This window comes from Methylobacterium hispanicum, assembly GCF_022179285.1.
GTDB lineage: Bacteria > Pseudomonadota > Alphaproteobacteria > Rhizobiales > Beijerinckiaceae > Methylobacterium > Methylobacterium hispanicum.
This window is the reverse complement of sequence record NZ_BPQO01000004.1, coordinates 210,191-229,696: the sequence shown is the minus strand read 5'-3', so window position 1 is coordinate 229,696 and position 19,506 is coordinate 210,191. Positions and strand designations below refer to the sequence as shown.

At 67.5% G+C, this 19,506-nt stretch carries 20 protein-coding genes; 10 read left to right on the top strand and 10 right to left on the bottom strand.

Annotated features, from left to right (window positions below):
- The first annotated feature begins 17 nt into the window (after positions 1-17).
- Positions 18-620: a BrxR family helix-turn-helix transcriptional regulator gene (locus MFF56_RS06675; protein WP_238229829.1), complete on the top strand. Its 603-nt coding sequence runs from the start codon at positions 18-20 to the stop codon at positions 618-620.
- Between the two features lie 357 nt (positions 621-977).
- Entirely contained in the window at positions 978-2,180 is a 1,203-nt protein-coding gene (locus tag MFF56_RS06670; protein WP_238229828.1) for a GGDEF domain-containing protein, read from the top strand.
- 220 nt (positions 2,181-2,400) lie between these two features.
- On the opposite strand, the gene MFF56_RS06665 is transcribed toward MFF56_RS06670, so the two are convergent.
- Positions 2,401-2,859, bottom strand: coding sequence for a helix-turn-helix domain-containing protein (locus MFF56_RS06665; protein WP_238229827.1), 459 nt, complete (start codon positions 2,857-2,859; stop codon positions 2,401-2,403).
- Positions 2,860-3,187: 328 nt separating this feature from the next.
- Positions 3,188-3,559 (bottom strand): hypothetical protein, encoded by a 372-nt coding sequence (locus MFF56_RS06660; protein WP_238229826.1) that lies wholly within the window; start codon positions 3,557-3,559, stop codon positions 3,188-3,190.
- Positions 3,560-3,885: 326 nt separating this feature from the next.
- On the opposite strand from MFF56_RS06660, the gene MFF56_RS06655 reads away from it, so the two are divergent.
- Positions 3,886-4,899, top strand: a complete 1,014-nt coding sequence (locus MFF56_RS06655) for a single-stranded DNA-binding protein (protein ID WP_238229825.1) — start codon at positions 3,886-3,888, stop codon at positions 4,897-4,899.
- Between the two features lie 1,312 nt (positions 4,900-6,211).
- Here MFF56_RS06655 and MFF56_RS06650 read toward each other — a convergent pair.
- The 4 genes from MFF56_RS06650 to MFF56_RS06635 all read right to left on the bottom strand — a co-directional run bounded on the left by MFF56_RS06650 (position 6,212) and on the right by MFF56_RS06635 (position 9,839).
- On the bottom strand, positions 6,212-7,273 hold the full coding sequence (locus tag MFF56_RS06650) for an HD domain-containing phosphohydrolase (RefSeq protein WP_238229879.1): 1,062 nt from the start codon (positions 7,271-7,273) through the stop codon (positions 6,212-6,214).
- A gap of 308 nt (positions 7,274-7,581) precedes the next feature.
- Entirely contained in the window at positions 7,582-8,091 is a 510-nt protein-coding gene (locus tag MFF56_RS06645) for a hypothetical protein (RefSeq protein ID WP_238229824.1), read from the bottom strand.
- Between the two features lie 66 nt (positions 8,092-8,157).
- The gene (locus tag MFF56_RS06640; protein ID WP_238229823.1) at positions 8,158-9,192 is read right to left on the bottom strand and encodes a flagellin N-terminal helical domain-containing protein; all 1,035 of its coding nucleotides are present in this window, start codon (positions 9,190-9,192) and stop codon (positions 8,158-8,160) included.
- Between the two features lie 326 nt (positions 9,193-9,518).
- Positions 9,519-9,839 (bottom strand): hypothetical protein, encoded by a 321-nt coding sequence (locus tag MFF56_RS06635; protein WP_238229822.1) that lies wholly within the window; start codon positions 9,837-9,839, stop codon positions 9,519-9,521.
- 458 nt (positions 9,840-10,297) lie between these two features.
- Between MFF56_RS06635 and MFF56_RS06630 the strand changes: the two genes are divergently transcribed.
- From MFF56_RS06630 to MFF56_RS06620, 3 genes are all read left to right on the top strand, one after another.
- On the top strand, positions 10,298-10,492 hold the full coding sequence (locus MFF56_RS06630; RefSeq protein ID WP_238229821.1) for a hypothetical protein: 195 nt from the start codon (positions 10,298-10,300) through the stop codon (positions 10,490-10,492).
- Between the two features lie 195 nt (positions 10,493-10,687).
- Complete coding sequence (locus MFF56_RS06625) at positions 10,688-11,200, top strand: hypothetical protein (protein ID WP_238229820.1); 513 nt, start codon at positions 10,688-10,690, stop codon at positions 11,198-11,200.
- 104 nt (positions 11,201-11,304) lie between these two features.
- Complete coding sequence (locus MFF56_RS06620; RefSeq protein WP_238229819.1) at positions 11,305-11,463, top strand: hypothetical protein; 159 nt, start codon at positions 11,305-11,307, stop codon at positions 11,461-11,463.
- 17 nt (positions 11,464-11,480) lie between these two features.
- Here MFF56_RS06620 and MFF56_RS06615 read toward each other — a convergent pair whose 3' ends face one another.
- Complete coding sequence (locus MFF56_RS06615) at positions 11,481-11,888, bottom strand: response regulator (protein ID WP_238229818.1); 408 nt, start codon at positions 11,886-11,888, stop codon at positions 11,481-11,483.
- A gap of 145 nt (positions 11,889-12,033) precedes the next feature.
- Between MFF56_RS06615 and MFF56_RS06610 the strand changes: the two genes are divergently transcribed.
- Complete coding sequence (locus MFF56_RS06610) at positions 12,034-12,630, top strand: hypothetical protein (protein ID WP_238229817.1); 597 nt, start codon at positions 12,034-12,036, stop codon at positions 12,628-12,630.
- Between the two features lie 6 nt (positions 12,631-12,636).
- Here the strand turns inward: MFF56_RS06610 and MFF56_RS06605 are convergent, their stop codons facing one another.
- Positions 12,637-13,686 (bottom strand): hypothetical protein, encoded by a 1,050-nt coding sequence (locus MFF56_RS06605; protein WP_238229816.1) that lies wholly within the window; start codon positions 13,684-13,686, stop codon positions 12,637-12,639.
- The gene (locus tag MFF56_RS06600) at positions 13,683-14,705 is read right to left on the bottom strand and encodes a hypothetical protein (RefSeq protein WP_238229815.1); all 1,023 of its coding nucleotides are present in this window, start codon (positions 14,703-14,705) and stop codon (positions 13,683-13,685) included. The genes MFF56_RS06605 and MFF56_RS06600 overlap by 4 nt, the downstream gene beginning before the upstream one ends.
- Before the next feature lie 264 nt (positions 14,706-14,969).
- Between MFF56_RS06600 and MFF56_RS06595 the strand changes: the two genes are divergently transcribed.
- Positions 14,970-15,443 (top strand): Ros/MucR family transcriptional regulator, encoded by a 474-nt coding sequence (locus tag MFF56_RS06595; RefSeq protein ID WP_238229814.1) that lies wholly within the window; start codon positions 14,970-14,972, stop codon positions 15,441-15,443.
- Between the two features lie 144 nt (positions 15,444-15,587).
- Positions 15,588-16,520, top strand: coding sequence for a helix-turn-helix domain-containing protein (locus MFF56_RS06590; protein WP_238229813.1), 933 nt, complete (start codon positions 15,588-15,590; stop codon positions 16,518-16,520).
- A 414-nt stretch (positions 16,521-16,934) separates the two neighbouring features.
- Here the strand turns inward: MFF56_RS06590 and MFF56_RS06585 are convergent, their stop codons facing one another.
- Positions 16,935-18,017, bottom strand: a complete 1,083-nt coding sequence (locus tag MFF56_RS06585; RefSeq protein WP_238229812.1) for a hypothetical protein — start codon at positions 18,015-18,017, stop codon at positions 16,935-16,937.
- Positions 18,018-18,201: 184 nt separating this feature from the next.
- Here MFF56_RS06585 and MFF56_RS06580 point away from each other — a divergent pair, with 184 nt between their 5' ends.
- Positions 18,202-19,065 carry a hypothetical protein gene (locus tag MFF56_RS06580; RefSeq protein WP_238229811.1) on the top strand — a complete coding sequence of 288 codons (864 nt, stop codon included), beginning with the start codon at positions 18,202-18,204 and terminating at the stop codon, positions 19,063-19,065.
- Positions 19,066-19,506 lie beyond the last annotated feature (441 nt).

Here is a 19,506-nt window from a genome sequence, read left to right as displayed (position 1 = left end):
CAGCGCGGAACTCGAAGGTGAACCCTAAATTCCGGCTTAACGAGATCGTCGCAATGCGAGGAGGCGAAGGAATCGTCTCACGCCTTCGATGGCTTGAGGATAGGATCTACTGGACCGGCGGACTGGGAAGAAGCGAGCTGTCCTGCCGCTTCGGCATCTCCATCACCCAAGCTTCCCACGATATCTCCGAGTACGGCCGGATCACGCCCGGAAACATCGTCATGACCTCGGGCAAGCGCTACGTGCCGTCCGCCTCCTTCAAGCCCGTGTTTCCCAAATGCGCCCGTTCTTTCATGGAGGACGGCCGGCATGAGGGCTCCGCCCTGCCTCTCAAGGTCGAACGCAATCCGGATCCTTGGCTTGCCGTAGACCACCGACTGCTGGCCGCTCTCGTCTCGGCATCGGTGGCTGCAACGCCCCTCATGGTTGCGACGCCGGAAGGCAGGGTGGCGCTCTGTCCACATTGCATCGTCGACGACGGTACGTCGCTGCTCCTTCGCGGCTGGAGCCACGCAACGGGATCCGAAGAGCTCTGGCGCCTTTCCGATCTCTCCTCGCCGGTGCCCGCGCCAAGCGTGGCTTGGGTCGTTCACATGGGGCACGACGTGCTTGCCCCCTGAATGCGGCCCACCCCGGCGACACGACGGGTCGCCGCACGGCTCTATAAATGAGACGCCACTACCGAATGCCCAAATACCTATATCGCGGAAGCGGTTTGTAGTGGATATACGTCGAACCGTCCACCTTGGATGCGTTTCATATCCCACCTGAAACGCAGCTCGAGCAGCAGGTTCAATTGCCTGATCTCGGATTGGTTGGACGCGCGTCGAGGAGACCGGAAACACGACTGCCTGTCCGGGATCGCGACTTTGCACGGCCCGCATCAGATCGCCTCGCAATTTGTAAAGGCCCTTAAACATCGGTCAAGGTCGTATGTGCGAACATGTGCCGACCACAACCAGACCGTTCGACCGCACATGGCCTCAGAGATCGACCGCGGCCTCGCGCGTCCCTGGCACGCCCTTAGGCTGCCCGGGGAACTCGAGGGTTTGTACAGGACTGAGACCGAGCCCCGGAGCGGCCTCTTCGTCCAGTCCTGGCTCCTGGTCTTCACCGCCTTCAACCTCCTGTCGCTCAAGGCTGACCTGGATGCCTTCGGAGCCGAACGGTTCTGGATTCCGATGGTGGCGACGTTGGGCGTCGTGGTGCCCTCGACCCTTCTGGCGATCCTGGCCTGCCGGGGTCGGCCGTCCCGCCGCCGGCAGACGGCCGCCGTGACCCTTGCGGCGCTCGTCGACATGGCTGTCACACTCAACAGCGCCGGTCAGGCACCGGCGGAGCACGCGAACACCTATCTCGTCCTGGCTGCGATCATCCCGCTCGTCGTGGGGATGATCGCGCCGCTCTCGTTCCGCCACAGCCTATGGTTCTGTGTATCCGCCTGCACGGTCTACCTCGTAGGCGTCGCGCTGCTCGGCTACGTCGGCGTCGGGACGAACGGCATTCCGCTGCTCGTCGCCAGCCTCACGCTGGTGCCCATCAAATTGAACTACTCCAGGGAGTGGGAGGCGAAGCGCGGCTTTCTCCTGAGTCTGAGAGAGAGGGCACAGGCTGTCGAGCTATCGCGCGCCAACGAGAGACTGGCGCATCTCTCGGAGACCGACCCTCTCGCGGGAACCGCCAACAGGCGGCTGTTCGACTTGCGCCTTGCCGAGATCTGGAAGGCGGCAGGTCCCGGCCCCAGCGTGATCCTGTTCGACATCGATCACTTCAAGCTGCTGAACGACACCGCGGGCCATGCGGAGGGCGACCGCTGCATCCGGCAGGTCGCCGACGCACTGGCGGCGGCGGTGGGGAGCGTCGGCCTCCTCGCCCGCTACGGCGGCGAGGAGTTCGCCGCTCTGATACCGGGAACGGACACGCGATCGGCTGGTGCCGTCGCCGAGAAGGCTCGGGCCCTGGTGGAAGGGCTCGGCATCGCGCATCCCGGGCTTGCCGAGGGCGGCGTCCTGACCGTCAGCGCCGGGATCGCGGTTCGCGATCGCGTCGTCGACGCCGAGCCGGCCTTCCTCGTGAAGCGCGCGGACGACGCCCTGTATGCAGCCAAGAGGGCAGGTCGCAATCGCGTCAGAGGCCACGCGCCATCCCCAGGCGCTAGGTCCGTCGGCTTCGCAGCCTGACCTGCGTATCGGCCAATCGAAGGCCGACCTCATCGTCGCGGTGGCGGAGGCGGTCAGGGGCTTTTGGAAACGTGTCGGCGGAGAAGTCGAACTGCCCGGGCGCCCGTCGCGGCGATGTGGCGGCAGGATCCTCGGCTCTTACGCGTCCGAAGGACTGCCGACGCATCTGCAGTCTCTCGCCGCCTAAGCCCACCGGGCCCTACCTGCCGCCGCCGGACCGTCAGCCGAGGCCGGTTTCGGGCCCGCGCGGCTGGAGCTTGGCGCGCGGCTTGGTCGGGGGTGCAGCCCCCGCTTCTTCCATCGTCTCCGGTGAGCGTGCGGCTTGCGCGAGCGCGCTCTTCACCAGTCCGGTCGCCTGCTCCAACCGGCCGACGGTCTGGGCGAGCATGTTGGCGGCTTCGGCAACCGTCACGGTGCCTTTGTCGGCCGGCGACGTGTTGCCGTTTCCTACAGCCTCGATATCGAAGAAGTCTTCGATCCCGCGGCCGTACAGGCCGGCGAGGATCGGAAGCGTATTCACCTTGAGGCAGTTCGAGCCCTTCTCGTACTTCTGCAGCTGCGCGGCCGACACCCCCAGCGCGTCGGCGACCTCGCGCTGGGTCAAGCCCGCAGCCGTGCGGAATGCCAAGATACGCTCACCGAGCAGCTTGTCGAAGTCGGTCGCGGATTTGCCTGCCATCTGATCTCGCTCGTTGGATCTCCGTGCCGCCGGCCGCCGACAGGTCGTGGAACAACCGAGCGTGCGCACGATCTGCATCTGGACTCCGGAGACGGCCGTGCAAGGGACGTCGGCACTTTCCACGAAGGTGTGAGTTGCCGATCCCCAGGAACCTGCCGGCTTCGGACGGCTCAGGCTGGGGCGCGGCGGCTTCGAGCACGCGTGCGGCGACCCGTCCGGCAAATCTAAGAGGCTGCGAGCGCTCTTGTCGGGCACAAGCGTCCGAGGCCTTCGGCTCTCCAGGATGCCTCGTCACTGTGCGTTCGACGGCGACCCAAGGGCGGCGTCTTCAGTCGTCATGGCCTTGGAGCTGCGGCGCGGGCAGCGGAATGCCGGCTGCCGTCTCGAGCGCCTCCACGAAGCCGATGGCCTCGTCGAAATCGAAGCCGCCACCATGCAGCCGTCTCAGCGCGTCGCCGGCGGCGTCGTAGAATCCGGCCTCGAAGGGAGCCCCCTCCGTCGACGTGGCCGCCGACAGCAGGCGCTGCGCGACGAGCTTGCACGGCAGATCGGGAGCATCGCGCTCGATCTCGGCGATGACGGCGGCGGATGCGGAGAAGCGTTGGCGGGCGGCCTCCGCGGCACCGCGCAGGGTATCGCTGCGGCAGCGGACCACGACGCCTCCGACGCGGGATACCTTGGCGGCGAGGACGATGCTCAAGCGACCTGCCCCCGGACGATCCCGAGGCGCGCCTCCCCGGCGAGGAAGCCGATCCCGGCAGGCATGCAGCCGCGCGCGGCGTGCTTACCGCAGGGCCACACGCCGGAGCGGTCTCCGGCAGGCCTTGGGCCGGGGAACGACATCATCCGCGATCTCCGAAAGGACAGCAGCGGACCCAAAGGCCCATTCCTTCGATTCTCGGGCCGGTGGTGCAGGACCGCAAGCCCCCTCGTCGCGCATCCTTTACAGGCAACCGAATTCCGGGCTTACTCGTTCACGTCGTGTTCCTTCAGGAACCGTCGGGGCGCAACCGAAACATGTCGACAATGAACGTCTGCATCCTACTGGGACGGCTCAAGGACGACCCCGTCATCCGCAGGCACAGCAGCGGGAACGACGTCGCGACGCTCGTGATCGAGGAGGTCGTGGTCCATCGCGACCGTGGCAGCGGAGCGCCGGTCGAGCGCACGGTCAACCACCAAGTCCGCGTCTACAATCAGTCCTTCGTCAACGCCGCGAAGGCCGAAGGCGCCCGGGGCCGGCACGTCGAGGTGCACGGAGCCCTCTCCTATGCCGAAGATGGCCAAGCCTTCGTCTCGGTGCCGCCTCACGGTGGCCGGCTCGCCTTCAAGTCCTTCGAGGTTCGCGAGATCCCGCACGAGCCACCTCCGGTCGTGGCTGATCACGAAGCGGCCCGCGACCTCGCTGCGGCCGTGCCCGAACCGGTAGCCCCTGCCCTGCCCGATCTCGGCCGCCCGCCTGAAAGGGTCCGTCAGGACCAGGAGGTCGGGCAGCCGTCGGCTCCTGCCGTGGATCGCGCGACCACGGACGAAGGCGCTGATCGCGCTCCCTCCGACGAACTCGTCCCTCAGACGGGACGCACAACCGTTGCCGCCCGTCCTCCGCAGATCGGCGTAGGCCGCCCCTCACTCGTCGGCGGACGGTCGGCTCCGGCTCAGCCGCCTGCGACGACGGGACAAGTACGTCCTCCCGTGCAGGCGCGCATGCCGGGATCCGTGCCCAATCCACCTCCTACCCGTCCCAGCGTAGGCGGTGGGGCGGCACGAACCAGCGCCCCCTCCGCCGGAGGTGCCGTCGCGGGCGTGGCGCAGCCCCGCACTCCCGTGCCGCAGCGGAACGCCGGCCCCATCGTCAGGCCGACGTCGGCCACGCGTCCCCCGCTGGCGCAGCCTGCCGCAGCCGCGGTCGGTACGGGTGGCGGCAAGGTCGGGGGCGGCCTGGGTCGTGCGACGGTCGCCGCACCCGCCGTCCGAGAGAAATCCGGTCGAACCTGGGGCAGCACGACCATGGACGACAGCGATCTCGACGTGCCGTTCTGACCGGGTTTCGGACAAGCTCCCTGCCGATGCTCCGGTCTGCCGGAAGGACCAGGGGTTGGGTCCCGGTTCATTTTCGTGCGCATCGGCGCCGGATCGCCAGCGCTCAGTCTGCGTCACGTCGCTCGGCGTTCTCCCGGGGGCACGACCTCTGCCGCTTATCGACGATTTCCACCTCTATCTCACCGGCGCGACCGAACCGGTCCCGCGGCCGGGAACCGCTCGTCGGGACGGGGCCTCCGCCGAAATCAACAGGGTGACCGCTCGCACCGGCCACCCAAAGAGCGGCGTGCCGATGATGCGAAGGCACATGGGGCCGAGAACGCGAGTGAGCATCTGGTGAGCGTCCACGCAATCGTAAGGTTTAAGGCGCCAGCCGCTGGATTGGACGCCTATCAACGGGTGCTCTGAAGGATGCCTTGGATAGCGATACGGACCGATAGCAATTTCCGTCGTTTTTTAGACAACCTCGACTTGAACTCCCGGTCGCACGCCGCGCCCAGGCTTGGCTCCCCGCCGGCGAAGCGGAGCTTGCATCGACAGCGGTCGGCCGCTCTGAAGCGGGACATCTTGCGCTCGGATATCGAGCCAAGCTTCGAGTGCGATCCGTCCTCCACCTCAATTCATTGCTTCGAGGGCCCATGTCACCACGAGAGCGCTCGCCGCACGCCTAGACCTTCTCTACGACGGTGTGCGGGCATCGTGTCGCAGCGACCGAGCGCGTGATTGGTTCGTATTGGACCGGCCGGTACCGGATCGGAATGGACGCGCTAGCCTTCATCGTCATGACCTCAGCCTTTGCCTTCTCCAGCTTTATCGTGCTGCTCGGATGGCGCTGAAGCGCCAGTTCGCGTGCTGTTGTACGGCTGCGCATATTGTTGGCGCAATCGCTGAAGACTGCTCCGCACATCTCTCAGCGAAGGACGCTGCCGCCCGTCAATGCTCTTCTTGCCAAGCCAGGAAGTAACGCAAGGCGCAAGCCACTGATCGACAATTGATAAACCTGATAAACTTGATCATTGCCCGGCAATCGCCTCGCGATGTGCGCTCGGCATTACGCAATCGGGGGCACCTTTGCGCGTCGGCAGTCCAAAGGTCGTCGGCATGGTGATCTGCTCCAAGCGCCGCGGGCGCAACTGGACGCAAGCCAAGCTGGCCAGACAGGTCGGCACGACGCAACGCTGAGACCCCGAGATCGAGAACGGCGAGACGACCGCCGAGATCGACTTGGCTCTGCGGATCCTGGCGATGCCGGGTGTGCGGCAAGAGGCGGCGCCCGGCGCACTCAGAGGCCGAGCCGCCGACGAGCTTCTCCTCACGCGGCATCGGGCAGGCACTCCGTAGCCTGCATCGCCACGACTCCGGCCTCTACCTGAAGCCAGCGAGCCAGGAAGGCCTCGACCACGCGCGGCTCGAAATGGGTGCCGGCGTTCTCGACGAGGTAAGCTTTGGCGCGCTCGGCCCGCCAAGCCTGTTTGTAGGGGCGCTCCGTGGTGAGCGCGTCGAAGACGTCGGCCACCGCCACGATGCGGCCGGAGAGTGGGATCGCTTCGCCCGCCAAGCCATGCGGGTAGCCGGTCCCATCCCAGCGCTCGTGGTGGCTGAGCGCGATCTCGGCCGCGAGCCGCATCACCGGCGAGGCGCTGCCACCGAGGATGCGCCAGCCCCGCTCGGCATGCCGCTCCATCTCGCGACGCTCCTCGGGCGTGAGCGCGCCCGGCTTGAGCAGGATCGCGTCCGGAACACCGATCTTGCCGACGTCGTGCATGGTCGCGGCGAGGCAGAGCTGCCGGCGTTCGGCCGCCGGCATTCCGAGCGCGTCCGCGATCAGGCCGGCATACGCGGAGACGCGGGCGATGTGGTCGCCCGTGTCGGTGTCCCGGTTCTCGGCCGCGCGCATCAGCGTGGAGACGATCTCGCGCTCGCGCTCCTCCACCAAGGACACGGCGGCGGCCACCTCGCGCGCGAGCTGGGCGGCGTGGTCGCGCTGTGCCATGAGCGCGCACGACAGGGCGAGAAGGTTAGACACGCGCGCCCGGATCTCGACCGGATCCGCTGGCTTGGCGAGAAAGTCGGTCGCTCCGGCCTCAAGCGCCTCCCGGCGCAAGCTCCGCTGATCGAAGCTCGTGACCATGACGACCGGAACGGTCGCGAGCCCCGGGATGCGGCGGAGCGCTCGAATGACCTCGACGCCGTTCATGCCTGGCATCTCGTAGTCGGTGACGAAGACTCCGATCTCTTCCGCGTGGACCGAAGCGAAGGCGAGCGCCTGGGCCGGTACTGTGAAATCGTGCGCCGTGCATCCCGGGATCGGCTGCAGGGCCGTAATCATCAGGAGGTTGTTCATCTCGCCGTCGTCGAGCACGACGACCCGCAAGGCCTTCTTGTCCGGCATCCGTTTCTCCGGCCTCGCGCAGCATGCGCCCGCGAATCGTGGCAGCACACCGCAAGCCAACGGGGATGCGGGCGGAGCGGTTCGGGGAATGTGCGGGAATGATGGACGGGAGGGTTTCCCATTCCTTACGGGCTACGGCTGAACGAATGCTGCGCGAAGGCCCTGACCGCAGGCCCGGTCGCCGATGCTGGGCTCCACAGCCGAAGCGACCACGAAGGTGCCGAGACGGAGGCGGGATGTACCGTCCTCTTTCCAGGCACGAGTCCTCGGAGGCTCCACCGCCCCGGCAGCTAGCTGCTTCCAGCTGCGGCCCCGCGGGCAAACAGCGGCACGAACTCCGCGACCTCTTCGTAGGCGATCCCCCGGTCGAACTGCCGGAGGCACTCGCCGTGCGCCTCCAGGAAAGCGGCCGGGGCCAGCAACACCGTCTCGAAGTCTCTATAGTCGAGCCAGCGCGGGTCGTTCGCCTTGAAGGCCGCCCGGCGCCGGTAGGCGGCCGCCTGGGCGTACCCGAGCACGCCGTGGGGCGGCTTGTTCTCGACGTGAATGGCGAAGCGGCCGGCGGAAGGATCCTCGAAGACGGCGAAGATGTCGGTCTCGCCCTGGGTGCCGTCCGGCATCGTGCACCACCAGTGCTTCCACCAGTGGGCGGCCTTCCTGGCCGCGGCCTGCTCCGCCTGCATAAGCCTTGCCGTCCGCGCGTAGCGAGCGAACCGGCCACCGGCGAGCAACCACGTGCGTAGATGCGGGGAACGTTCGAGACCCTCGGCGAAGGCGTGATCGAGCTCGGCTTCCCGCATGTCCTTCTCCGACGAGCGATCAGGCCGTTGCAGCCGACCGACGGGATGGATACCGAAGCACGCCGACTATCGGAACAGGCTCATGACGTTCTGAGAGCTGGCGTTGGCGATCGAGAGCGACTGGATGCCGAGCTGCTGCTGGGTCTGCAGGGCCTTCAGCCTCGTCGACTCCTCCTCGACGTCTGCATCGACGAGCGAGCCGATCGACGAGGTGTTGATGTCCATCAGCTGCCGGGTGAACTCCTGCTGGGCCTTCAGCAAGGTCGACATCGAGCCGAGCTTCGAGGCGCCGGTCAGCAGCTGCTGCGTGGTCGCGTCGACGATCTTCAGATAGGTCAGAAGCTTTCTCTGGTCGGCATCCGACGACGTGAGGGATTCCATGTCGAGCGTCGCAACGGACATCGTGTCGGAGCCGGCGCCGATGTAATAGGCGGTGTCCATGAAGCCGCCCCGGTCTCCGCCGCCGAGACTCACGGCGATGGCGAGGCTGGCGGAGGTATCCCGGTTCACTGCGGCGACGACGTTTGCCCAGCCTTGGGCGAGATCGGCGTTCGACGTATTCGCGGGATTGGCGTCGTAGAGGAAGAACGAGCCGATGCTCAGCGTGGTCGTGCTGACGGACACCGACCCGTTCTTGCGCGAGAAAGCCGAAACGAGATCCATGTCGAAGCTGAAGCCCGGCTTACTCGAGTCGATCGAGAGCCAGTTCGAGCCGTTCATCACCGTGTTGTCCGAGTAGTTCCTTATCGCGACCTGAGCGACTTCGATGTCGTTCTGCAGCTTGCCGCGGTCGGTGTTGGCGCTCGCGGCCGACACGAGGGCGTTGCTGATCGTCCTGAGCTGGTCGATGACCTTGGTGAGGCCTACCGCGGCGGCATCGACCGAGTTTCTGTCGAGGCTGATCGCATCCTCCAGGGCACCGAGCGAACCATTGTCGGCTTTCAGGGTGGAGGCGATGGCCCAGTAGGCAGCCCCGTCTGCTGCCGAACTGATGCGCTGACCGGTCGAGACCCGGTTGCCTGTCGCGTCGAGCTGCTGGTTGACCATCCGCATCGTCTGCAGGGCGATCAGGGCCGATCTGTTGGTCAGGATGCTGGTCATCGCGTGCGGTTGCTGCCTGGGGCTGGACGTGGGCCTTGCCGGTACATCCGGGCTCTCACCGGTGCTCGCGGAGCGGCGTCATGCCTGTGCCCGAGGGCGATCCGCGATGCTTCCAGCCAAGCGGCCAGATCAGAATCCATGCCCTCAAGCCATCGCTGCGTCCTTGCCTGCCGCTGGGCCGAGAATGACGCCGACACTCCTATGGAAGCGTTAAAGGCCCCGGGCAACGAACGGGGCCGAGCAGGCCGGTCCTTGCCGGTGCATCGGAGCGTCACCGCATCGAGCCGTGGCGTACCGCCCGAACCGTGCCGGAGGGGGCGACCCCTCTATGGTCGCGGACCCGCGGTGCATGCCTGCTCGTGCGAGGCCAAGGCCTCCGTGCAGATGGACACGATGCCCGCCATGTCCCGGGTATCGTAGCGTTTGTCTGTGCGCCTGAACTCGAGGATCCGCTCGAGCGTGTCCCGAAAGGCGTCGTCCTCGTCCGTCGAGGCCAGCGCTTCCTCCGCGATGGTGACGGCGCCCGCGACGTCGTGGCGGTCGGGCTTCATATTCGCGATCGCGCTCAGAAGAGGCGAGGACGAGGCCGGTTGCGGTCGATCGTACTGTTCGACGATGCGGCGGACGGCGATTTCTGCTGCGGACATGGCGAGCTCCTTCGCCGAAGGATCGGGAGGAGCGTCGCAAGGGTCAACGTGCTCTCCGAGAGAGACCGCCGTTCCCAATGCGACGTCCTTCCCCATCGCCCGGCACATGGTTGCGGGATTCCGCCGAACGGCAGCCTCGGGCCCTCCCACGCGGCTTTTGGCGACGTCATCGCCCCGCCAAGCGGCGCAAACTACCGAGTGCATGTCAGGACAAGTGCAAGGTGGCCTGAATCATCACGGCTTTTCCCAGTGTGGACATAAGATTGAAAACTTACATCCCCAAATCTTGGGATGCCCCACCCCTTTGTCATTCGACGAACGTGGACTACTGCCTTGCTCTCGAAGGCGGTCGACCCGGGCCGCCGGCGACTTCGGGGCCGCAGGAGACGCGGATGGGCAGGGTCGGAGAACTGAGCGGGGGCGAGCGACGGTGCCCGGGCCTGGAAACTTCGGCCCGCATGCGCCTGGGTCGCCAGCGCGCGGCCTTCGACGCGCTCCCGACGGGAGAAGCGAAAGCCCGGCTCATGGCCCTCATGCTGGCCAGAGCCGAGGAACTCCTGTCGGTCAACCCCGAGGCAGCAGACGTCCTGCTCGAGTTCCTCCCCGAAGCGGACCGCAGCAGGTTGCTCTCGGACTTCTTCGGCGGATCGTGACGCTCAGGCTCTGCGATCGCGCCAATCCGCCAGGAAGGTCCACGCCCGCGCTTCCGAAAAGCCTCTCGTCAGGTGCGATGGGCGCTCGACGGAACGTCCTGCGAGCTTCCGGAGCCACTGGAATGGTCGGCGGCCCCGCGGCATGCACGACCTCGACGTTTCGAGGATGCGCATGCCGACGAGGATAAGCCATGTGTGAAGGCTTTTCCTCCGTACCTTCGTCGATCTAAGCTTGGCGACCGAGCGGCCGCCGCAGCGTGGCGCAGCCGCTTTTCCATTGCTTCGGACGAGGACGCCGTGATCCGGCATGGCGAGACGCCGTTTCTCGAGTGCTCCTCCAAGGGTGACAAACGCTTCAGCGCCTTCTCGGCCCGTCTGCGTTCCCACGGCGGACGTTCGATCGAAGAGATCTATCAGGCCGCGAAGGTCTTCGAGGACGGGGCGACCGGCCTCGGCTGGCGCGCGGCCAAAGGCCGGCGGGCGGTGAACATGGCAGACGTCCGGCTGCTCTACGCACGCCTTTGGGATCTCCATGTTGCGGAGAATCCCGACCTGCTCCACGTCCTCCAGGCGCAGTCCGGTCTCTCCGACGTGTTCGGGCAACCCGGCAAAGCCTGTCAGGCCACCGAGCTATGGCGGATCCGCAATCGGCATCGGCCGGTCGCCGGCGTGGCGATGCCTGTTCCGGTTCAGGGAGAGCTGTTCTGAGTTCCCGCCTCGACGAGGAAGGCCTGCCGCCGAGCCACCCGGACGGTCGGCCTTGGCGCAAGGCCTGTCCCGAATGCGCGTTCCGTCGCGCGAACCCGCAGGGATTGGTCGAAGCGGACTTCGACTATCTCTGGCTCGAGCGGGCGCTCGGCGGCTACGTCTTCTACTGCGCCCACCGCGTGGTCGACGGCTGTGTGCGCGAATGCGCCTGCTGGGCGGCGATGGAGGCTGGCCGGGCGAGCCGCGGGGAGGCGGCAGCCTGAGGAGACGCCTTCAGGTCTCAGCGCACGCCCGGGGCCGCCGGCACATGTTCCGTCTCGGCGGAGGGCTCGGCTTCCAGGATCCCCTCCAAGCCGCGGACGATCTCGGAGGGCGAGACCGGCTTGGCGTAGACGGGGCCGTTGAAGCCCTCGCGACGCATCTCCGGCGGCACCATCCCGCCGGTGCACACCATGGTCGGAACGCCGTGGTGGCGCAGCAAGCGGTAGGTCGGGACCGTATCGCCGTCGGCGACGTTCACGTCGATCAGGGCGAGATCGATCGGTGCGCGTCCGATCAGGTCCAGGGCGTCGCGGTTGCTGCGCACCGGACCGACGACTTCGCCTCCGGCCTCGATGATGACGTCCTCTATGAGCAGGGCGTTCAAATACTCGTCCTCGACAACGAGGATGCGGCGGCCTGCAAGCATTTTGGACCTGGGGTTTCGGGGCGGACCCCGCAGGCTGGATACCGGCGATGAAAACCGCAATGCGTTCCGGGCGCTGCGGAGGGGCTGGCCTCTTGCGCGGCGGGGCCCCACCTTCGAATCGACGGCCCCGACGGGAGACGAGCCGATGCCGGAGAACGTGGTGGCGAAGCATGACGTCCCGCCCGACGGCGTTGACCAGGACGAACTCGAGGCCGCCATCCGGGCCGACTTCGAGCACCGCATGAGCGAGGTCAGGCGGAAGGTGTCGGACCTGCTCGCCCACTCCGCAAGCCGCGAGGCGTTCACGGCGCTGCTGGGTCTGGACGGTGACGCGCGACACGGCTTGATGCGCCACGTCGTATCGAACCTGTCCGGTCCGCGGACGATCGACGGGCTCGAAGCTTTGGCTGTGTTCGCGTCTTACTTCGTGCTGGACGACGGCGAGGTCATGGTCGTTCCCGACGTCGACGAGGAGGTCGAAAGCGTCGGCATGGCGGCGATCATGGCCAACCACGCCACGTTCGGAACCGACCCGAAGGAGGATCTCAAGGCATACGCGGATCGGGAGCGCCCGAAGACGCTCGTACTATCCGACCGCGACGAGCGGCCCGCGCGCGGGGCCGAGATCCTGGAGGCCATCCGCTTCAACGCCGACTTCGCGGTTCGGGAGGAGGCCGCGCGCGAGGCCGCGTATGCAGCGTTCCTCGACGACGACCTGGATGCCCCGGCCCCGCGCCCATAGGCGCCCTCAGGGCCGCAGCGTCGAGTCCTGAGGCCACTCTCCATAGCCGGGCACGCCCTCGACCCCGTGGAGCCGGACCAGCAGAGCCTGGACGGCACTCTCCGGGAACTCGCCGCGACGGGTCGGCGGCAGCGTGCCCGAGCGCCTCAGGAGTTCGCAGAGGGCCGGCAGCAGGCTCCCGCGGTCCACGAGGCCGTCGGTGACGTAGTTCGCGGCGTCGTGGGCGTGCCTGACGAGGTCTCCCGGCAGGTCCGCGAGATAGCGGGCGTAGCGGTTCGCGATCCACGGCGCGATCGTCGCGCACAGGTCGTTCCTCGCGCCGTCGAGGTAGGCCGTATCCACACGGTCGACGCCGCCCACCACGCGGAAGGGTCCTTGGCGCCCTCGCGTCACGAGAGCCATGTAGCGACGCGCATCCTCCAGACGATCGACGTCGAAGATATCCGCATCGCGGTCGGCCGTCGTCATCCGCCTGTCCTCGAGCGAGATCTCGTTGCCGGATGCGTTCGCCCACCACCGCGGAAGCGGAGCGGACTTGTAGAGCCGCCCGCCCGCGAAGAGCAGGTTGTCGGCCGCTCCCCGTCGGAACGAGGCCACCACCGGCGCGGCCCAGGTCAGGTCGTACCGCTCCGCTAGATCCGTCGTCCATGCGAGGGCCGGCTGCCCGTCCGGCTCCGCCTCCCGCCGTCCCGTGGCGGCGTGATAGGGGCTGTCGACGGACATCATCCCGGTGATGGCGACCTCCTTGCCCAGGAGCGAGATGCCGTCCCTCGGGTGGAGGTCGTCGGGCTCGAGTCCGTAGGGGAGCAGGACCTTGGCGTAGGTCCTGCCTTCACGGCCGGCGTAGTCGACCGGGAGTTCGGGACCTCGCGGCCATTCTCCGCCGCACATGGTGAGCGACCCCGCCAGCCTGACACTGGCGACGACGGGCAGGTCGTCGCGGACGACGGGAATGGCGCCCTCGACCCTTACGGAGATGCGACGGGCCATGCCGCCGCGCTCCACCACGTCGAGGGGGATGACGGCCCGTACGGGACATGTGGCGATCACGCTCACGGACGGGGCGCCTCCAGAGGAACGGACGGCGTCGCAATGACACCCTCGACGGAGACGAGTCTCGTCCGGAGATGGGTCCAGCCGCACCCGGCCTTCCCTGGGTCTACGCAGCCCACCGCCTCGGCGTGATCCATCAGCCCCAGGACGTCCGGCAGCATCGCCGAGGCGCGCCAGCCCTCGCCGACGGAGACGATAGTCTCGATCTCGCGCAGATCCCTCCATGCTCGAACGAGGTGGCCGGGCATCCCGAGGACGAGACGTCCGAAGACCTCGCCCAGGTAGGCATTCGCGGCGATGCAGATCTGAGCGGCATCGTTCCGATCGTCGAAATCCCTGTCGAGCTCCTCGACGACGCCCAGGACACGGGGTTCTGGCCAACGTCCGTCGCCGATGGCCGACACGAACGCGCGCGCTTCTTCCAGACGGGTGAGGCCGAACTTGAGGAGATGCCGGTCGGGCGCGCAGGCGAAGGCGGGGACTTCGAGGCGGACGACGCCCAGAGCGGGATCCGCCATCCAGGTGGGAAAGCTCGTCTGCACGTAGGGACGGCCGTCGGCGACGATGAAGCGTCGCCCGACCGCAGCCTTCAGTTCTTCAGCCGCGCGATCCATTCTTGCGGGCGCATCGGTTCCGTAGCGCTCGGCGAGACCGGCGTCGCCTCGTCCAACCGTCCGGTAGTCTCCGGAAGTCAGGCGTCGGCCCGACGCGTGCCGAAATCTCGTGGTCGTCACGTAATCCATGCCTATGGGATGGCTGGGCAGTCTATCGTCGTAGATCTCGGCGAGATTGCCGCCCGGCAGCAGGAACGCGGTGGGGGCGTAGGACCGACCTTCGTATCCGACGTAATCAAGACGGAGCCCTTCCAGCGCGAAGCGCCCCACCACCGGCAACGGGTCCGTCACTAGGTTCGGACCGCAGTTCACCGGAAACTGCAGACGGCACGCCCTACTCTCCCGATCGAACACGTCGATCTCGGCATGGATCTCGAAAACGTCGGGCGCATCGGTCACGAGAAACATCCGTCGGCACGTGTCGGATCATATGTCGAAGCGATGAAAAACCGGCGCGTCCGCTCGGTTCGTTAACCGTCGTTCCGGCAGTCCCGACGGCGCAACCGCAAAAGTCTGCGTACCCGGGGTTGAATCCGAAGTTCAGTCCGAATAGATCGCCGATCAGCGAAAGATCGCGCTGGGCTTCGATCTGCCCAAAACGCAGGCTTGCAACCGGAGATTGTGGTGTCTTCTGAAGATTCAATCCAACACCCCTCGACCGACTTCGTCACGTTGGCATCCGACATCGTTTCCGCCTACGTGAGCCGGAATCACGTTTCGCCCACGGAGCTTCCCGCGCTTCTGGTTTCCGTGCATGGGTCCCTGCAAAACCTCGCTACCGGCGTGGCGCCCGCTGCGGCCGAAGACGAGGTCGAGAAGCCGACAGCCGCGCAGATCCGCAAGTCCATCACGCACGATGGGCTGATCTCCTTCATCGACGGCAAGTCCTACAAGACGCTCAAGCGCCACCTTACCGGTCGCGGCCTCGATCCACGCTCGTACCGCGCCCGCTACGGCCTGCCGAACGACTACCCGATGGTCGCTCCCAGCTACGCGGCGCAGCGGTCCGAGCTCGCCAGGGCGATCGGCCTGGGTCGCGTCTCCGCGTCGGCCGCGGCCGAGCAGCCGAAGAAGCTCGCCGTCGAGCAGCCGAAGAAGGCTGCCGTCGAGGAACCCAAGACCCGCGGACGCCGCCGAGCCGCCTGAGCCGAGGGCGATCCGGCCTCGCTGGATCGGGACGTTCGGGTGTCCCGAATTTCATCGTGCCCGAAAGAGACCAGCGTGCCAGTATCGGGCTTCGGGGAGGGGCGGCCCTCCCCGTGATTCCCGGACCGGTACGCCGTGATCTTCGTGAGCAGACAATCGACGGCCGGCATCGAAGCCGGCCGTACCTTCGACTACTGGCGCAGCACGGCCCTCTCGCGCGTCGCCGCGACACCCGTCCAGGACGCCCGGCCCTTCGCGGCGCAACGGCTGGCGGTACTCACCTCCCACGGAACCCTGTTCCACACCTGCAGCAGTCCTCTCGTCGTCGAGAGGAGGATCGAGAGCATCCGCCGCGACGGCAACGACGACGTTTCGCTGAGCCTCCTTCTCGGCGGCCGCGCACATCACGAGCAGGGCAGCCGCGGCGGGGTCTTGTCGAGTGGCGGCATCGGCATCGTCACGAACGACCGCCCGTTCGTCTCCGGCGCACCCGAGGCCTACGAGGAAATGCGCCTCAGCGTATCCCGGTCGTTGTTCTCGGCCCACGTCGGCATCCCCGAGGACGTGAGCGGAAGAACGTTCCAGGGAAGCGGCCTCTCCGTCCTGCTGACGGACTATCTTCGGTCCTTCGCGGGATCGGTCGAGCGCATGTCCGATGCGGAAGCGGCCCACGCCTTCGAGGGGGCGATGCACCTCGTGCGCGGCATCGTCAATCTGGAAGGGGGGCGGCCTCGGCAGGACCTTCCTTCGACGGCGGTCCGATCGCTGGTCCTCGCCTACATCCAGCGCCGCCTTCACGATCCCTCGCTCGACCCCGCAGCCGTCGGGGCCGACCTGCGCATTTCCCGAACCCGGCTCTATCTCGCCTTCGCCCAGGATGGCGGCGTCGCCGCCGCGATCCGCGACGCGCGTCTGGACCTCGTCAGTCGGCGTCTTCTCTCGAGGGCTTGGGACGGAGAGACGATAGCGTCCATAGCCTTCGCCAGCGGCTTCAGGGACGCGGGCGTCTTCGGCCGCGCCTTCCGCCGTCGCTACGCCATGTCCGCCCGCGACTTCCGGCACGCAGCCCGCGGTTGAAGATGCCCGCCTGATCAGCCTGTACGCCGGCTCCCGGTTCCCGAGTTCCGGCTCGTTCCAGCGTCCAGGTCCGTCGCCCCCGCGTCGGCAGCGCGATTCGGCGAAGGAAAGGCGAGCACGTTGTCGGCGACGGCCTCGTCCGGCATCGGTGACGTCTGGCGGGACGATAGGGCGAGTGCCGCCGCGATCCGTGCCTTGGTCGCTGCGGAGAACCCCCGGCGATCAAGCCAAGCGGGGAGATGTGATGACCGCCTCATTCCGTCCTCGGTGTCCGGCACTGCCAGCCGCCCCGACACAGGAACGTAGCGCCCGCCCTCGGGGAAGAGGCTGGGCGTCCCGAAATTCCGTCTTTCCATCCCGTTCCCGCGGCCGGCCGTCTCTGCCGAAGGAGTGCACGGATTCCGCTCGATATCTTCAGCCGCCGACCGCGTGCGCCGCGCGTCGCGCCGGCGGAAGCGTCCGGATGCCCTCCACCTCCAGCCGCTCGAGGACGCCGTTCCAGAAGGGGTTGGACCGCAGGCTGGATCCGCGGCCCGTAAAGGCGTCCGGATAGGCCTGCAGGTCCTCCGCGAGGGCCGCCGCCCCCACCAGGATCTCGGCCGCACGTCGCGGCCCGTCGTTGCAACCGGCGTTCGCCGCGGCCGCCACGTCGTGCCACCGTCGGACCAGGTCCGCGGGTAGCTCGGCGATCGGGTACCTCACCGTCTCGACGAGCCACGTGCAGACCACGCCGGCGAGATCGGGCAGGTTCGTCCCCGGAGCGTGGGCGGGATCGAGGAAGTCGAGGGAGCCCCGCACGTCGATCCCGACGTCCGGTCGTCGCCTGCGCTGGTAGGCCAGCGCGTCGTCGAGCCGATCGGCGGAATACGTCCAGACGAGGTGGTGGCCGCCGGCGTGACGGTAGTCCTGCCGCTTGCGGACCACGCCGTGAGGCACCGCGAGCTGCACGACGGCACGGTCCGGATCGACCCACCACGACGGCAGATCGCTCGCGAGGTGGAGGATTCCGTCCTGCACGGCGAGGAGGCGCGAGACGTCGCGGCGGAGCTCCTCCACCTGCATCCTCGCGGCGGAGAGATCGCAGCCCCGCCACGCGGCCTCGTCCTCCCAGGGGGCCGCCTCTCCGTTCGACGCGTCGTAGACGATCTCGCCGGTCAGCGCGTGCCGGTCGGATCGCCGGCAGTCGAGGTCGATCGCCGTGAGGTGCAGCGTCTGCCGTCGCAGTTCCGCGTCCTGCGCTGTCGGCGCCACCCGCCGCTCGAGGCCCGCTCGGTCGCGAACGACCTCCGAGAGGGGGCGCATGACGGTCCCGGAGCGAGCCATCCAGGTGCACGACCAGCCGTTCGGCTTCGTCGCCGTGGCCACGACGGGCATGTCCGCGACCACCGGCACTTCGCAGACGACCGTCGTCTTCAGCCGCCGCCCTCTGCCCGCGGCATCGCGGACGTCGACCGAGATCTCGAAGTCGGATGCGATGGTGCGGAGGGCGCTCGGCATGGAACGAGCCTAGCGCCGCCGTCCGAAAAACGCGTCGGCGCAGGTGCGCTCCTTCCCGCGTCCGGGCGGCGGCGCCGGCTATCCCGGACGGCCGCATCCAGCCACGCAGCCACGCGGTCGGATCCCTACATTTGCGAGATGCGTCGCAACCGGCTCTTCACGCGACCTGGTCCATGATGGCGGCATGAAGCTCCGCCTCCTCGCCATTCTCGCCACCGCGATCCAGGCCGCCCCCACGGTGGCGGCCCCGATCCAGGACAAATGGACCGCCGAAGCCACGGAAAGCCGCGGCGGCATCGATTACCGGACGCTGCTGACCTTCACCTACGACGGGGCCGTCTCCAGCTTCAACGGCCGCGCCGAGTGGAAGGTCGCCGTCCTGTGCGAGGCGAGGAACACGGCCAGCGGCAAGCTGGACGTGTTCAACCGGGCGACGAAGTCGATCCTCGCGCAGGGCGCCTGGGAGGGAGACCTCGGGGACCGGAACTACTTCCACCTCGATCCCGGCTACAAGGACGACAAGGGCAGGATCGAGGATCCGGGCAAGTTGGAGGTGACGGACAAGCGCTGCGCCTCCGGCCGCCCGACCGTGGTGAACGATCTGGCGCCCAAGCCCGCTTCCGCCGCTCCGGCCGCGGTGCCTGCGAAAGCCTCCCCGGATCGGATCGGCAACAACGGCAAGAAGTTCGACGGCTATCTCTGGTATCACAACGGCAGCGACATGCTCGTCGACGAAGAGTTCGGCGAGATTCGCTACGACAAGCCGAAGGCGTCCATCTCGAAGGTGGTCAAACCCGGCGACGTCCTCTTCCGCGGCGTGTTCAGCAAGGACGGCACGGTCGAGGGAACGGCCTACGCCTTCAAGGTCGGATGCCCGCCCGCGGAATACGCCGTGAAGGGCCGCTACCCGAAGCCCGTCACCTTCGTGAACGGCCGCATGACCCTCACGGGTCCGGGACCGAAGTTCAAGCCTGGTTCGTGCGAGTATACGCTCTCGCCCGCGAGCGGGCATTCGAAACTCGTACTCGACGCCCATTCGGACGTCTGACCCCGCGGCAGCTCGGTTGCCGGACCGTCGGGTCCTACCTTGCGGGGACCCCGCGCGAGGGGCCACTAGGCGACGGGGATGGCCGCCAGGATGTCGACGCTCCCGTAGGCGTGCGCCAAGCCGCCTCCGCGGCGTCCCTGCTCACGATCGGGCTCCGCTGCCGTCCGGATCTCCAGGCAGGCGCGCGGGAAGTCGTCCGAGGGACGCTACCGGTCGCCGAGACGGGGTCCCCGGAGGCTCCGAGCGGAACGTGGAATGCTTGCCCCCGGCGACCCAGGGTTGTGTCGCTTGGGGCAGACCCGTCGCTGCCGGCTCGCCCCGCAGGAGCTCGGCAGGGATCCAGGCCGCCGACGCCTCGAGCTTGATGTCGCGAGATCGTCGAGTGTGTCCTCCGTCGTCGTACCATCCTCACGGGTATCCGGATTGCGGTCCCGGCCGGCG

Excerpts from the sequence above, each read along its gene's own strand:
- MFF56_RS06670 (WP_238229828.1), top strand. The coding sequence starts at position 978 with ATGGCCTCAGAGATCGACCGCGGCCTCGCGCGTCCCTGGCACGCCCTT.
- MFF56_RS06665 (WP_238229827.1), bottom strand. The coding sequence starts at position 2,859 with ATGGCAGGCAAATCCGCGACCGACTTCGACAAGCTGCTCGGTGAGCGT.
- MFF56_RS06655 (WP_238229825.1), top strand. The coding sequence starts at position 3,886 with ATGAACGTCTGCATCCTACTGGGACGGCTCAAGGACGACCCCGTCATC.
- MFF56_RS06645 (WP_238229824.1), bottom strand. The coding sequence starts at position 8,091 with ATGCGGGAAGCCGAGCTCGATCACGCCTTCGCCGAGGGTCTCGAACGT.
- MFF56_RS06640 (WP_238229823.1), bottom strand. The coding sequence starts at position 9,192 with ATGACCAGCATCCTGACCAACAGATCGGCCCTGATCGCCCTGCAGACG.
- MFF56_RS06635 (WP_238229822.1), bottom strand. The coding sequence starts at position 9,839 with ATGTCCGCAGCAGAAATCGCCGTCCGCCGCATCGTCGAACAGTACGAT.
- MFF56_RS06630 (WP_238229821.1), top strand. The coding sequence starts at position 10,298 with ATGCGCCTGGGTCGCCAGCGCGCGGCCTTCGACGCGCTCCCGACGGGA.
- MFF56_RS06615 (WP_238229818.1), bottom strand. The coding sequence starts at position 11,888 with ATGCTTGCAGGCCGCCGCATCCTCGTTGTCGAGGACGAGTATTTGAAC.
- MFF56_RS06610 (WP_238229817.1), top strand. The coding sequence starts at position 12,034 with ATGCCGGAGAACGTGGTGGCGAAGCATGACGTCCCGCCCGACGGCGTT.
- MFF56_RS06600 (WP_238229815.1), bottom strand. The coding sequence starts at position 14,705 with ATGTTTCTCGTGACCGATGCGCCCGACGTTTTCGAGATCCATGCCGAG.
- MFF56_RS06585 (WP_238229812.1), bottom strand. The coding sequence starts at position 18,017 with ATGCCGAGCGCCCTCCGCACCATCGCATCCGACTTCGAGATCTCGGTC.
- MFF56_RS06580 (WP_238229811.1), top strand. The coding sequence starts at position 18,202 with ATGAAGCTCCGCCTCCTCGCCATTCTCGCCACCGCGATCCAGGCCGCC.